Annotated in this window: 11 protein-coding genes; 8 read left to right on the top strand and 3 right to left on the bottom strand. The window is 34.9% G+C overall.

What is annotated here, in order from left to right:
- The first annotated feature begins 144 nt into the window (after positions 1-144).
- From AC3HD6_RS09650 to AC3HD6_RS09640, 3 genes are all read left to right on the top strand, one after another.
- Positions 145-1,182 (top strand): PLP-dependent cysteine synthase family protein, encoded by a 1,038-nt coding sequence (locus AC3HD6_RS09650; RefSeq protein ID WP_488896136.1) that lies wholly within the window; start codon positions 145-147, stop codon positions 1,180-1,182.
- Between the two features lie 81 nt (positions 1,183-1,263).
- Entirely contained in the window at positions 1,264-2,535 is a 1,272-nt protein-coding gene (locus AC3HD6_RS09645; RefSeq protein WP_488896440.1) for an aminotransferase class I/II-fold pyridoxal phosphate-dependent enzyme, read from the top strand.
- 76 nt (positions 2,536-2,611) lie between these two features.
- The gene (locus AC3HD6_RS09640) at positions 2,612-3,490 is read left to right on the top strand and encodes a DMT family transporter (protein ID WP_488896135.1); all 879 of its coding nucleotides are present in this window, start codon (positions 2,612-2,614) and stop codon (positions 3,488-3,490) included.
- Positions 3,491-3,700: 210 nt separating this feature from the next.
- Here the strand turns inward: AC3HD6_RS09640 and AC3HD6_RS09635 are convergent, their stop codons facing one another.
- Genes AC3HD6_RS09635 through AC3HD6_RS09625 form a run of 3 tightly spaced genes read right to left on the bottom strand, consistent with a single transcriptional unit; the run spans position 3,701 to position 7,480 of the window.
- Positions 3,701-5,389, bottom strand: coding sequence for a tetratricopeptide repeat protein (locus tag AC3HD6_RS09635; protein WP_488896134.1), 1,689 nt, complete (start codon positions 5,387-5,389; stop codon positions 3,701-3,703).
- A gap of 17 nt (positions 5,390-5,406) precedes the next feature.
- The gene (locus AC3HD6_RS09630; RefSeq protein ID WP_488896133.1) at positions 5,407-6,963 is read right to left on the bottom strand and encodes a hypothetical protein; all 1,557 of its coding nucleotides are present in this window, start codon (positions 6,961-6,963) and stop codon (positions 5,407-5,409) included.
- A 55-nt stretch (positions 6,964-7,018) separates the two neighbouring features.
- The gene (locus AC3HD6_RS09625; RefSeq protein ID WP_488896132.1) at positions 7,019-7,480 is read right to left on the bottom strand and encodes a hypothetical protein; all 462 of its coding nucleotides are present in this window, start codon (positions 7,478-7,480) and stop codon (positions 7,019-7,021) included.
- Positions 7,481-7,665: 185 nt separating this feature from the next.
- On the opposite strand from AC3HD6_RS09625, the gene AC3HD6_RS09620 reads away from it, so the two are divergent.
- From AC3HD6_RS09620 to AC3HD6_RS09600, 5 genes are all read left to right on the top strand, one after another.
- On the top strand, positions 7,666-9,705 hold the full coding sequence (locus AC3HD6_RS09620) for a sensor histidine kinase (protein WP_488896131.1): 2,040 nt from the start codon (positions 7,666-7,668) through the stop codon (positions 9,703-9,705).
- A 3-nt stretch (positions 9,706-9,708) separates the two neighbouring features.
- The gene (locus AC3HD6_RS09615) at positions 9,709-10,446 is read left to right on the top strand and encodes a LytR/AlgR family response regulator transcription factor (protein WP_488896130.1); all 738 of its coding nucleotides are present in this window, start codon (positions 9,709-9,711) and stop codon (positions 10,444-10,446) included.
- Positions 10,447-10,565: 119 nt separating this feature from the next.
- Positions 10,566-10,895 carry a DUF4870 domain-containing protein gene (locus AC3HD6_RS09610; protein WP_068943443.1) on the top strand — a complete coding sequence of 110 codons (330 nt, stop codon included), beginning with the start codon at positions 10,566-10,568 and terminating at the stop codon, positions 10,893-10,895.
- 72 nt (positions 10,896-10,967) lie between these two features.
- The gene (locus AC3HD6_RS09605) at positions 10,968-11,711 is read left to right on the top strand and encodes a hypothetical protein (RefSeq protein ID WP_488896129.1); all 744 of its coding nucleotides are present in this window, start codon (positions 10,968-10,970) and stop codon (positions 11,709-11,711) included.
- A 653-nt stretch (positions 11,712-12,364) separates the two neighbouring features.
- Complete coding sequence (locus tag AC3HD6_RS09600; protein WP_488896128.1) at positions 12,365-14,560, top strand: B12-binding domain-containing radical SAM protein; 2,196 nt, start codon at positions 12,365-12,367, stop codon at positions 14,558-14,560.
- Positions 14,561-14,845: the final 285 nt, after the last annotated feature.

Raw genomic sequence — 14,845 nt, 5'->3', positions numbered from 1 at the left:
AAAATTTGCGATTATACTCCTGCTTAAACTGTAAACAAGAAAATATTTTTTTACGAAACAATGGCCTAGAAATCAAACAAAAGTTTAGTAATTATTTATTTTTTTGTATTTTTGCAGTCAGATTTTTATTGAAAATAACAAATAATGAGTAATGTTTACGATAATATTCTTGGCCTAATAGGACACACTCCTATGGTGAAGCTAAATACTGTTACAAAAGATATTCCAGCAACCGTTTATGCCAAGTTAGAATCATATAATCCTGGACATTCCACCAAAGACCGAATCGCACTTCATATTATTGAGAACGCAGAGAAAAGAGGCTTATTGAAAGAAGATTCCGTAGTTGTAGAAACTACATCAGGAAACACTGGGTTTTCTATTGCAATGGTATGTATCATTAAGGGATATAAATGTATTCTTGCGGTAAGCGACAAGACCAAACCGGAAAAGATCGCTTATCTTAAAGCTTTAGGAGCTACTGTGTATATATGTCCTGCCAATGTACCAGCGGATGATCCTAGATCTTATTATGAAGTGGCGAAAAGAATTGCTTTGGAAACTCCCAATTCGATTTATATCAATCAGTACTTTAATGAACTGAATATTGATGCCCATTACCAGACTACAGGTCCTGAGATCTGGGAACAGACAGAAGGTAAGATCACTCACCTTTTTGCTTGTACCGGAACAGGTGGTACTTTATCTGGTTCAGCAAAGTTTTTGAAGGAGAAAAACCCGGATATTAAAATTATTGGGGTGGATGCAGATGGTTCTATATTAAAAAGCTATCACGAGACAGGTGAGATTCACAAGGAAGATGTACATCCTTATCAGATTGAGGGAATGGGAAAAAATTTGATCCCTGCCGCGCTTCTTTTCGATAAGGTAGATGAGTTTGTAAGGGTTAATGATGAGATGTCAGCCTACAGAACCCGTGAAATTGCTTTAAAGGAAGCTATTATGGGAGGGTATACAACAGGAGCTGTAACGCAGGGACTTATGCAATATGCTAATTCTCATGAATTAACTGAAAATGATCTGGTTGTTTTAATATATCCTGACCACGGTTCAAGATACATCACTAAAGTATATAGTGATAAATGGATGGCCGAACAGGGATTTGTGAACAACTGCGTCCACAATTACGACGAAGTCTTCAAGACAGAGTTTATCAAATAGAACAAATAAAATCACGATATAATAAAGCCTTTTGCGTGTTCTACAAGAAAGGCTTTTTTAATTAAAAATTACGATACAATGTTGGATATTTTTGAAAGAATAAAAGAAAATCCAGGACCTCTTGGACAATTTGCAGATTACGGAGAAGGATATTTTATTTTCCCAAGATTAGAGGGACCTATCGGCCCGAGAATGCAGTTTCAAGGTAGAGAAGTAATTTTCTGGAGTGCCAATGACTATTTAGGATTATGTAACCATCCTGAAGTAATAGAAGCAGATGCGAAGGCGGCTGCAGAATACGGAATGTTCTATCCAATGGGAGCAAGGGCAATGTCTGGAGAAACAGATCAGCACCTTCAGTTGGAAAGAGAATTGGCAGACTTTGTACAAAAAGAATCAGCATACTTATTGAATTTCGGTTACCAGGGAATGGTGTCTACCATTGATGCCCTAGTAAGCAGAAATGACGTTATTGTTTATGATATGGATTCTCATGCCTGCATCGTGGATGGAGTAAGACTTCATTCAGGTAAAAGATTTACCTACAAACACAATGATATGGCAAGTCTTGAGAAAAACCTTCAGAGAGCGACTAAAGTTGCGGAAGAAACAGGAGGAGGAATCCTTGTGATTACTGAAGGGGTTTTCGGAATGAGAGGCCAGCAGGGAAAAATCAAAGAAATTTGTGAGCTTAAATCAAAGTATCAGTTCAGACTTTTAGTAGATGATGCTCATGGTTTCGGAACATTAGGTAAAACTGGAGCCGGAGTAGGTGAAGAACAGGATTGTAATGATCAGATTGATGTATATTTCTCTACTTTTGCAAAATCAATGGCTGGTTTCGGAGCATTCCTTGCGGGTGACAAAGAAATTATCAGATATCTGAAGTTCAACTTAAGATCACAAATTTTCGCAAAATCTCTTACAATGCCAATGGTAATCGGAGGATTAAAAAGATTGGAGCTATTGAGATCAAGACCTGAGATCAAAGCTAAACTTTGGGAAAATGTAGAAAAATTACAGAGCGGATTAAAAGAAAGAGGATTTAACATCGGTGATACAAATACTTGTGTAACTCCTGTAATGATGCAGGGAACCCCTGTAGAAGCTACTCTATTGGTAAAAGATCTTAGAGAGAATTACGGGATCTTTACTTCGGTAGTGGTCTACCCGGTAATTCCTAAGGGAATGATTCTTTTAAGGTTGATTCCTACCGCATCTCATACGGATTCAGAAATTAATGAAACCCTGGCCGCGTTTGAGGCGATTCACGATAAATTAGTAAGTGGTTACTATAAAGAGCAGGAACAACTATTGCTGCAGGAACAAGGATTAAGTTTTAAACCGATCTAATCTTTAAACAAATAAAAAAAACCACTGATTGATTCAGTGGTTTTTTGTTTTAAAAACTATAAACTATCAAAAGCAAATGAAACTTAGAGGTTATTTGTTGGGCGTTTTATCAGCAGTTTCATATGGGCTGATCCCGATTTTTATCCTGCCAATTAAGCAGGCTCATTTTTCAATGGATATTACCCTGTTTTACAGGTTTTTCTTTTCTGCCTTAATGGTGGGTGGATACCTCATCTATTCCAAACAAAATTTCAGAATTAATAAAAAGGAAGCTTTGATATTAGCTATACTCGGAATATGTTATGCTCTTTCCTCAGAATTTCTGTTTATAGGATATGATTTTCTCACCCCAGGAATTGCTTCTACAGTTCTATTCATCTACCCGGTAATTGTAGCCTTGATTATGTTTTTCTTTTATAAAGAGAAACTGACCAAGCTGTCTATCGTTTCATTATTGCTTGCCTTTGCCGGAGTTATTGTTTTATGCCTGAAAGGAAAAGGCTTTGAGATCAATTTTGCAGGATTGGGAATCGTTATGCTCAGTTCACTGTTTTATGCCCTTTATATGGTGATTGTCAACAAATCGAAATTGAAAGTTTCAGGGTTTAAACTTACTTTCTACTCTATGCTTTTCACTTCTTTGTTTTTTATGATTAAATCTGGGATAGGCCATCAATCCTTTGCGATTCCTTCAACGGCAATCTTTGTTAACTTTCTTATTTTTGCATTTCTTACTACGGTTATTTCCAGTTTATGTCTGGTATATGCCATTAAGAGTATTGGTTCTACTCCGGTTGCTATTTTAGGAGCACTGGAACCTGTGGTAGCGGTGATGGTAAGTGTCTTTATGTTTAATGAAAAGTTTACCACCAATCTACTAATTGGAATTACGCTTATTTTACTGGGAGTTATCCTGAATGTGATTTCAGATAGGAAAAGCATTGCTCATGCTTAAAAAACTTAATGTAATGATAAAAATAGCCCCGAGGAAAATCTTCTTCGGGGTTTTATTTTTTAGGATGGAAGCGGGAAGATGGAGGCTGGAAGTTTCTATTTGCTGTATAATTAATGAAAGATATGATAAACGACTTTCATTAAGTCAAAAAAGGTGTCTTTCTTATAACCTTCACAACTTCCCTCTTCCAGCTTCCAGCTTCAAACCTCACTATTTCCCAAATATCTTTTTGAAAAAGCCTCCGGAACTATTACGTTTATTTTCTGCTTCAGCAGTTTTTAGATTATCTTCTGCTATGGGTGAATGATTATACTGTAAAGACAATTTCAAATTTTCTGCTGCCTCTGCATATTGAGCTAAGTCTAATTGTGCTGTTCCTAGATGTTCGTAAATCTCTGCTACAATATCTTCTGCTACCCCTTGCTGTTGTGGTAAAATCGGAAGGACCAGCAAAGCATATTCTACCGTCTTTTCATTTTCCTGTAAGTGATATCCGCAATGAACAGCCCAATAGTAACACCAAAAATCTTCATTTCCTAAAGCTATACTCTGTTCAAAACTTTCCAATGCTGCTGTTTCATCATGAAGTTTTGCTACCTGAATATATCCCATATTGTATAAAGCTACTTGTGCAGATCTTACTTTATTTTGTTCTGATGCAAAATGTACAGCATACTGAAGACATTCCAGCGCTCTTGCATAGTTTTCTTCCTCTACAAAAATATTGGAACGACTGATTAATATACTGGGATTATCCGGCATTTCTTCCAAAATACGATCAGCTTCCTTAGAGGCAAAATCTGTATCTGGTTTTATTCCTGTCTGTTCTTCAATTTTTGCTTTATGGATATAAAAATTGGTAAAGCACTGTGCAATTTCCGGATGGGTCAGTAAAGGATCTGTTGCTTCTAAATCATGATAACTTTCCAATCCTGCATTTATCCATTCCATTGCAGATTCATAATCTTTCAATTCCATATAGCTGTAGCAAAGCTGATCTATACTATAGAAATACGTTACAGAATCCATATCATCTATAAAATCCTGCATGAACTGTTCCCCATCTGCTACAGCTTTTTTAAAATCTCCTGCTTCAAAGTGGGCATAAAACCTGTTTTGAAGAATGTACATAAAGTAACTGAATTCCATTCCTTCTGTAGTCACAGTAATGGCTTCATCATATTTTTCCTGACTGATCAATTCTGCGGCTAAATTATTACAGCACATCGCAAAAGTATGAGGATCTTCATTGTACAGATCTCCGCTTTTTTCCACCAATGTTTTATGATAAAGATGATAAGCCACTGTATAACAATCTCTTTTCAATTGGGTAAGCCTCTCCTTTTCAAATTCAGACATCTGAGGGTTCTCTCTGAGTATTCTATTGATTTCAACACCGGCATTATAGGCTTCCATTGCTTCGGAAGTTTCAGGATTCACATCCAGCAAGAGAAAATCAGGATTAGTATTTTCTTTATTATGAATCGTGAACAGTCTTATCTGTAAAGTTGGTGAATGAACTAAGGAGTTTGCTTTTTCATAATAAGGAACAGCTTCTTTCCATTGATTTAACCAATAGAAAGCAGAGCCTGCATGGCGATGACACCAAGGATGATTCGGGCTCATACTGATGCCCTGCTTACTCCACTCTATACACTGAAGAAGGGCTTTTTCACGGTTACCCGTAAATACTTCGTAATGATCCAGGGCAATAAGTCCTAATATAGCACAAAGATCAGCATCAGGAGAAGTTTCATTTAAAGAATTAGCCCAAAGATAAATTTCTTTTAATTCTTCTTTGTCCTCTGGAAGCGAATGTCCTTTTATCCAGTTTTTAGCAGCAACAGCATAGTTTTTCTGACGGAATGCCTCAATGGCTTCATGATGTAATGTATTCACAGTATTTCTCTATAGATTTATGTATTCTTTTCTTCAAGATATTCTTCATTCATCGCTGTAAAAGCTTTTCCTATTTTAGGATACCATTCTGTGGCTTCTCTAAAGAGTTCCCAGTCATAAAGAAATACTTTAAACACTTCTCCGTCACCTGAATAACTGTCATGGGTAAGGTTTTCCTGGCTTGATGCGTAAAAAAGATTACATTTTTGAGGCTGTTCGAGTTCATCCGGACGAAAACAATAGGTTCTCATATCAAAAATTTCGGTTTCTCTCTCCTTTCCAATATCAAGACTTCCCACAAGGCCTCGTTCGCCATGTCTCCGCATCAGGAAACAATATCCGCCATACCAGAAATTATTTTTATCTCCATCTCTATAATCGTTGTATTTTTCCTGTACCATAGCAAGATTGAGATAACTAAGAACTTCTATAGGATTAACGGTCTTCAGGAATTTATTATAGAAGTAAGCTCCCCGTTCTGCTCTGGTAAGAACATCGTTCCATAAAATGTTTAATTGAGTAATATAATGTATGGAAACTCCCGGATGAAAAACATTCAGAAATGAGGCTTCTTCATTTTCTCTGTACACAGCTGATAGTACTTTCCTACCATGTTCATCTGTTACAATGCAGATAAAAAATATAAAACCTGATGAATGAGTAAACATGACATGAGCTTGCCCTGCTTCTATGTCAGGATGTATCTGTACTTCATACTCTTGAAAAGTATAATATTGATATTCTTCCTTATGTAATTTCACAATACTCATCAGCGTATGAAAATTATTCAGCTGAAGAAGAAAGGACGGCAAGTCGTTAAATTGTGTATTTTCAAAATACCTTGGAATAGAGGCAAGTTCGACCTCTTTTTGATCCTCTTTTGAAAGAAGAATATCTTTTTTAATAATGGAATCATTTTTTTCCAACACTATAATGGCTGTAGAACGGGAAAGCCAGGCATGCCAGGTAAAAAGGTCCTCTTCATCTATTTCATCTTCTGCATACAGTATTTTTTCTGGAAAAATAGCTGCAGGAAATCTACGATCGAAAATTCCATCTTCTTCCTCTTCATCACAAAGGAAGAATTCGGCAGTGATACTTTCTTTTTTGTAATCGTAATGGTAACCCTCCGTAGCAACAAATACTCGGGTATTCATTTCTCCTTTTACAATAAGATCTCCATGATTGTAGTCACCCCAAAAGCAATCTTTTACATTCAGGTTTCCGGTAATGTATAGTTCCTGTCCACCAACAATCATATTATCTGCTTCAAGGTTTCCCAATACACATAAGCAAATAGAACCGTCTGGCTCATGATTATAGATATTTTTTGCCGTAAGATTTCCTTCAATAAGAATGGCAAGACAATCTTCCTGATTGATTTCATTCTGATTTTCTACAGTCAGAAAAACCGGGAAAGGATCATCCAGGTTTAGATTCTGTACTTCTACATCATGTTCAATATAAATTACCCAGCCATCATCAAATTCTCCTTCGTGCTTTTCATTCCGCCAATACAGCCAGCTATCTTTTGGAAATTTATGCTTAATATCTTTAAACTGCAGATACTTCATTTCAGAAATTTTAATGCATTCAATATATTGTGTTTTCTTTCATCATTTGTGGAATTTAATGTTCTATTTTCAGGCCATCAATAGTAAGAATATTACAACTTAGATTGATGAACATTCCTGTGTAATCTCCCATTGCCTGATCATTCATGATATCCATTGTGGCAGATTGAAATTCAATTTTTCGGGAAGGTAATTTCCCATAAGTATCCGTTACTGTAATCTGGCCGTCCAAACCGGCTTTATTTTGGACAAATGCTCTTAAAAAAGCAATATCCTGCTTTTCAAAATCCAATGATATGTAAAATGCTTTGGTCTCCCCTGATTTATTATTCTCAGGGGTTATTAAAGTTCTGTTATAAGATATTGTATAAGATTTGATAACAGAAGCAATCTGGTTTTTCCCATCCTTCACAGATACTTCAATTTTCATTCGCTTTTCATCCGTCTGCTGTGAGAACAGTATTTTAGCAGGAAAAAATAAAATAAGGAAAGTCAGGAATTTATATATAGTTTTCATGGTTATTACATTAATAATCTATGCAAGATTAAATATTCAAATATACTTGTACCAGTATCAATTGGTATTTATACATTTTGAATTGGTATTTGGTAAAAAAATAGCTGCAACATGTCTGATTAGGCCCAAATTTCTTCTTAAAATCAGCATTTTAAACTTATCTTCATTTTGTCAATCCTTCCACAATGTATAATTTAGCCCAACGTATCAATTACATCGTGAAGAAAAAAAACAATATAACCAGCGTTCTGTTTTGCTTTCTGTTTTGCTGGATCTCACTGAACACTATAAAAGCTCAGCAAATATCAACAATAGAACATCAAGCTAGTGAAGGCTATTCCAAAAGATTTACAGACTCATCTGCCAGCCTCAAAATACAGATGGGTGCGCTTCAAGCTTCACAAAAATCAGGGAATAAAGAGGATGAGGTCATTTGTAGTGCTTATCTCGCTTTAACCCATAAACGTCTTCTTCATCTCAAGGAATTCACAAAGTATGCAGAAAGATCCTATGATATTGCCAAATCTTTAAAGAGCAAGCGTGCAAGCGCTTTTGCTAATACAGCAATGGGATATCTTAAGTCGTATACTGATGATAAATCACAAGCCCTCACCTATTTTCTGAAGGCTTATACTTTATTCAACACTATGCAGAGCTACGACCAATCTGCCAAACTCGGAGCCGATATCTCCTATCTTTTTTCACCAGTCTCTCCCGAAAAAGTTAAAAAGTATGCTGATGAAGGACTTTCATTCGGAGAAAAATCTGGAAATCCGGAAAGTATTCTCCATGCAAAACTGGCGGTAGGAAGTTACCTTTCCGATCTCATTGCAGCGGGAGAAACTCATCGATGGGAAGAGGCTGTTTCCTTTTTTAAACAAACCATCACGTTTATCGAAAGGAATGAGTCCAAAATAGATAGTAAAAGTAATATAGGAATTGCTTACATCAATCTCGCTGCTTTATATATGAATGGTCCCAAGCCAATAGATGAAAGTTCATTTTTATCAGCATTGGAAAAAGCCTTAGCCATTGGAAAACAATATGGAATCAAAAGTGTATATAGAAGCTCTATGGGCCTACGGGGACAGTTTTATGTATCAAAAGGCGAATATAGAACCGCAGAAAATCTTTTTAAAGAAGGAATTGCCTATCAGCAAACCCTTCCCTACAAAGACAATTATCTTTTAGCTGCATTTTATGAATGTCTGAAAAATATTGCCGCACAAGAAAAAGACTACAAAGCTTACCTTGAGTATGATACATTTTTTATCAAATATAACAAACTAAAATACGACGAATCTACTCAACAGATCCTTCAGAATGCTGATGCTAAATATGAATCTGAAAAGAAAATGGCTCGTATTCAGCAGCTGGAACAGGAAAATAAACTTCAGAAAAAAAATCAGGTACTAGGATACGGAATTTCTGCTGTTTTACTGATTGGGTTGGTTTTTATGTATAGATCTTATTATTTCCGACAGCGTTATCATCAGAAAAGAGAAGATTTTCTTCATCAGCAACAGACTAATAACGAACTTAAAATGGAGCTTTTGGAAAAGGAAACCCTTGAAAATTTAGCAGAAAAACTCTCCCTGGAAAGACGCTTATTACAGTCTCAAATGGACCCTCATTTTATCTTTAATGCATTAGGAAATATCCAGGGAATGATTCTCAGAAAGGATACAGCTCTTGCCATACTCTATCTTGGAAAATTTGCAAAACTTAGCCGGAGAGTATTGGAGCAATCACGCATGGAAACAATTACCCTGGAAGAAGAAATACAAACTTTGGAAAATTATATTGAACTCCAGCAGCTCCGATTAAATCAAAGCTTTAATTACCAGATACGATGTGATGAATCTGTAGATCAGCAACTTCATATTCCTCCTCTTCTAATCCAGCCTTTTGTTGAAAACGCTATTGAACATGGACTAAAACCTTTGGAAGCCTTCCAAAAAGGATTATTATTCATTAATTTTGAAGAAAAACCGGAAGAAAATCTCCTTATCTGTGCCATCAGGGATAATGGAATCGGGCTTACTGCTTCCCGAAAGCAAAAAACGGATGATTCTCACCGTTCTCTTTCAACAAAGATTACCGATGAAAGATTAATTCTTATGCTTAAAGATAATGCAAGAGCTAAACTTGAAGTAAGAGAACTTACTAATGATAAGGATGGTCAGCAAGGCTGTATGGTAACATTATGTATTCCAATATTATAAAGTATGTACAAAACAATCATTATAGAAGATGAATATCACTTACGGGAAGCATTGTCCATTATGCTGGAAATGGTTGCTCCGGATAAAGTGCAAATCATAGGTTATGCAGAGAGTGCTGATGAAGCTGCAAAACTTATTGACAGGCTACAGCCCGATCTTGTGTTTATGGATATTATGCTAAAAAATGGAACAGGCTTCGATGTACTGCAACATATTACCTATCGAAAGTTTCATTTGATTTTTACAACGGCTTATGAAGAATATGCCATTCGGGCTTTCAAGTTCAGTGCTTTGGATTATCTATTAAAACCGATTGATGCTGAAGAGCTTAAAACAGCAATTGACAGAATTTCAGAATTAAAAGATCAATTCCTTGAAGAACGACAGGTAAGCGAACTCAATAACAATCTGAACAAAACTCCTCAAAGGATCATTCTTCCTACCCAGGAAGCAATGCATGTTGTGAAAATCAGCCAGATTATGCATTGTGAAACTTCAGGTTCCTACACTACCTTTTACCTTAATGACGGAAAAAAGATCATGATCTCAAGACCTCTTAAAAACTACGAGAGCATTCTTCTTCCCCCGGACTTCTTTAGAGTACATCAATCGTATCTTATCAATACGAACTATATTGTAAGCTATTCCAGAGAAGGAATGATTGAAATGGAAAACGGTGCCAGTATCCCGATATCAAGGGCGAAAAAGGATGCTTTTTTTAAACTGATGAAAGAAGATTAGTATCTTAAAAGTATCGTTTTCTGCAGGAATCAACAGAATACCAATTCAAAGTTACCATTAGCCAACCCTCTATTGATGGGAAGAAGCATCATGATTACTTTTGACAGAAAATATTCAATATGAACAGTAAAACAATTTCTATTTTAAGCTATGTCACCATCATTGGATGGATTATCGCTTATGTTAAAAGTAAAGACCTCCATGGTAAAAATGAACTGGCTAATTATCATTTGGAACAAGGATTAGGGTTCTTTCTGTTAACTGTTATTATCAATGTTCTTCTTTCCATTATAGTCCCTATTATACCAGTATTATCTTTTTTGAATTATATTGGGGTGATTCTTTTGATCTTATGGATCTTCGGAATTATTAATGCTGCCAATGAACAGAAAAAACCTATTCCGGTAATTGGAAAAATATTTGAGAATAAATTTGGTTTTCTGGCATAATCTAACTGATCTCCTTATATTGCATCTACCTATATTTCTGTAGAATAAGTAGATGCAATAGAGCCAATTTTTATGAAAGAACTACAACAACTCACAAAAGATCAACTATATACCAGGCTTAAAAATAACTCAGAAAATTTTTACTCTACAGTTTCATCAACGTTAGATTTTACTTTTTTTGACAATCACTCTTCAGATGAAGAAGATCTTTCAGAATTTCTTGAAATGCTGGATAAGGAAACTGCAGAAAAAATAAAAGCAGCTTCTCTAGAATCCAATAATGATGATGACCCGCCTAAAATTATCCTTGCAAAAAATGAAGAATCCAACACTCTTGATTTAACTACAAAAGATGGAGAAGGATATAAAATCATCTTATTAGAACAAGACATGGAACTTTCCGAAAATCTTTTTATTGAGGATTATGTTGTGCTTATTGTTATTGGAAATATACAGGCAAAAAATATCATTGTCAACGGTTCACTTTATTGTGCTGGAAACCTTTCCTGCAATATTTTGTTCGGAGCATCTGGTAATGATAATGAAACATATAGTAATGGAAATATCACCAGTTCCCTTATTGCAGAAAATGGGCATTACACTGTTGCAGAAGGAAATATACATTCTCAATATTTAATAAGTCTTCATAATGAAATAGAAGGAAAGTCAGGACGGTATATTGAAAAAATAACCTTAGATGGATCCAATGAAGCAGAAGTTTTAAAACCTGAAATTTTAGATGAGAATGGCTATTTTGAGGAAGAGTCTTTTCTCAATTTTATCAAAAATAATCCATCCGATGCTATGTTTAAATAATTTTTAAAACGCAAAGTTCTAACTATTCTAATACTCTATTTTAGGGTGCAAAAAAAAGCGGCTTTGTCGCTGAAGAAGCTATATGGATAATACATTCGCTTAAAAAAGAATCAATGAAATTGATTCCATACTTTGCCTCCTTAAAGCACTACATATCGAAAAATAAACCTTTGCGTTTAAAAAATTTATATTCAATGATATTCGTCAAGCATTCCAATATCACAACTGCATTTTATCTGCGAAATCTGTGGGAGAAAAACTATTTTAATAAAATATTGTAAGAATAATTTTTTTAAAACGCAAAGTTCTAGTAATCCTACTGCTTTATTTTAGGCAGCAAAGAAGAACGACTCTGTCGCTGAAGAAGGATAATTCGCTTAAAAAAGAATCAATGAAATTGATTCCATACTTTGCCTCCTTAAAGCACTACATATCGAAAAATAAACCTTTGCGTTTAAAAAATTTATATTCAATGATATTCGTCAAGCATTCCAATACCACAACTACATTTTATCTGCGAAATCTATGTGATCCGCGGGAAAAATCATACAAGAAAAAAATAGATGCAGATAACAACATCCAGACCTGTCTATAATCAGAGCAAAAAATTTTTTTCTAAAAAAACTTTAGAATAACTTTGCAAAAAATTTCTGTTGAAAGACCTGCTTCTTATTACTCCGCCTTTTACCCAACTTAACACTCCTTACCCGGCAACAGCCTATATTAAAGGATTTTTAAATACTAAGAATATTCCCAGTTATCAAATGGATTTGGGAATAGATGTTATTTTGGAGTTATTTTCAAGGGATGGATTACAAAAGGTATTCAACAAAGAAATTGATCTTCAGAATGCTTCTGAAAATTCCCAGAGGATTTATGCTTTAAGAGATGAATATTTAAAAACCATCGATCAGGTTATTCCTTTTTTACAAGGAAAAACTCCAACATTGGCAAGACAAATCTGCAGTATGAACTTTCTTCCGGAAGCTTCGCGTTTCAATCAATTGGACGATATGGAATTTGCCTTCGGAAACATGGGTTTACAGGATAAAGCAAAGCATTTAGCAACCTTATATCTGGAGGATATTTCAGATTATATTGTTGAAAATATTGATACCGACTTCGGTTTCAGCAGATATGCCGAGCGTCTTGGAAAAAGTGCCAATTCTTTTGATGAATTGTACAACAAACTAGTTGATAAAGAAACATTTATCGATGATTTCACCTTGGTCATTCTTCGAGAAAAAATAGAAACTGTTCAACCTAAACTGGTTTGTTTTTCTATTCCTTTTCCTGGAAATTTATATGCAGCTTTCAGAAGCGCACAGTTTATAAAGAAAAATTTTCCGCAAATTAAAATTGCCATGGGTGGCGGTTTTCCCAATACAGAGTTAAGAGAGATCAAGGATCAAAGAGTATTTGAGTTTTTTGATTTTATAACATTAGATGATGGTGAGATTCCTCTCGAGCTTCTATGTGAAAATATTCTTCATTCTGACCAAAATGAAGAACCTCAGTATAAAAGAACTTTTTTACTTGAAAATAAAGAAGTTGTTTATAAAAATAATTCCAAAAGACACGATTATAAACAGGCAGATATTGGTACTCCGGATTATACAGACTTAAAACTGGACCAATATATTTCAGTGATTGAAATTGCCAATCCTATGCACAGTTTATGGAGCGATGGAAGATGGAATAAACTAACTATGGCCCACGGATGCTATTGGGGAAAATGTACTTTCTGCGATATTTCTTTGGATTATATTAAAATCTACGAGCCTATTTCTGCTAAAATTCTGGTAGATAGAATGGAAGAACTTATCAAAACTACGGGAGAAACTGGCTTCCATTTTGTAGATGAAGCTGCACCACCTGCTTTAATGAGAGAAGTTGCCCTTGAAATTCTTCGTAGAAATCTTGTCGTTACCTGGTGGACCAATATTCGTTTTGAGAAAAGCTTCACCCGTGATTTATGTTATTTACTAAAACTATCTGGATGTGTTGCCGTTTCTGGTGGTTTGGAAGTAGCAAGCGATCGTTTGCTGAAATTAATTGATAAAGGAATTTCTGTGGAGCAGGTGGCAAAAGTGACAAGAAATTTTACAGAAGCCGGAATCATGATTCATGCTTATCTGATGTATGGCTACCCAACACAAACCATTCAAGAAACGATTGATTCTATGGAAATGGTTCGTCAGCTATTTGAGATGGGAATTTTACAAAGTGGTTTTTGGCATCAGTTTGCAATGACTGCCCATTCACCTGTTGGGTTGAACCCGGAAGAATTTGGAGTTACTCCCCTCAAACAGGAAATTCTATTTGCTAATAATGATATCGATTTTACAGACAAGACCGGAATCAATCATGATCAATTTAGTTCGGGGTTAAAAAAGTCCTTATTCAACTATATGCATGGAATTAATTTTGAACTTCCTCTTCAGGAATGGTTTGATTTTAAAATCCCGAGAACAACCATTCATCCCGATTATATTCATGACAGTTTATTGGAAGAAGAAGATTTTAAATTTAAAGGAAATTCAAAAATTGTCTTTTTAACCAAAAACGTAATCGCCGAGAATCGCGTAAAAAATAAAAAGAAATATTCTGGTACATATACGCTTCTTACATTCCATCTAAAAACTAATATTATAAAGGTTGAACTGGAACATGACACAGCAGAATGGCTGATGGGTATTTTGGAAGAATATTCTGTAGACAATCAGAAAAAACCTACAGCTCAGCAACTTAAGAATCAGTTTGAAGAAAATTTTGAAGATTTTGAATTGTTCTGGTTCTCAAAACCAATGCAACAATTGAAGGAAAACGGGGTAATTTTGAGTTTGTAAAATTGTTCTGATTTTTCTCAGGGATTTTCTAATTAAAGGATTTTTTATTTTTCTCTCGTAAATTTTAGCTAAAGGCCCGTTTCTTGAATACTATTATTATTTTTTTATAAATAAATAATAATAGATGATTTTAAAATTAGCTCTATTTCTTTGGATATCCTTTTTATTTCAATATAGCAAGTTTTTATCACACACTAAAAAGTAGCTTATTTCTCTTAAAAACAAATTTAAACCGTTACTTATTATAAAATAAAAATTATAACCATACTTTTATATTATTCTTTT

The organism is Chryseobacterium sp. II3a, from assembly GCF_057815135.1.
Note: the sequence above shows the minus strand (reverse complement) of the source record. Positions and strands in the feature narration are given on the sequence as shown.

Bases quoted from the DNA above. Each gene is read 5' to 3' on its own strand.
- AC3HD6_RS09610 (WP_068943443.1), top strand. From the start codon at position 10,566: ATGAACAGTAAAACAATTTCTATTTTAAGCTATGTCACCATCATTGGA.
- AC3HD6_RS09650 (WP_488896136.1), top strand. From the start codon at position 145: ATGAGTAATGTTTACGATAATATTCTTGGCCTAATAGGACACACTCCT.
- AC3HD6_RS09630 (WP_488896133.1), bottom strand. From the start codon at position 6,963: ATGAAGTATCTGCAGTTTAAAGATATTAAGCATAAATTTCCAAAAGAT.
- AC3HD6_RS09620 (WP_488896131.1), top strand. From the start codon at position 7,666: ATGTATAATTTAGCCCAACGTATCAATTACATCGTGAAGAAAAAAAAC.
- AC3HD6_RS09615 (WP_488896130.1), top strand. From the start codon at position 9,709: ATGTACAAAACAATCATTATAGAAGATGAATATCACTTACGGGAAGCA.
- AC3HD6_RS09625 (WP_488896132.1), bottom strand. From the start codon at position 7,480: ATGAAAACTATATATAAATTCCTGACTTTCCTTATTTTATTTTTTCCT.
- AC3HD6_RS09640 (WP_488896135.1), top strand. From the start codon at position 2,612: ATGAAACTTAGAGGTTATTTGTTGGGCGTTTTATCAGCAGTTTCATAT.
- AC3HD6_RS09605 (WP_488896129.1), top strand. From the start codon at position 10,968: ATGAAAGAACTACAACAACTCACAAAAGATCAACTATATACCAGGCTT.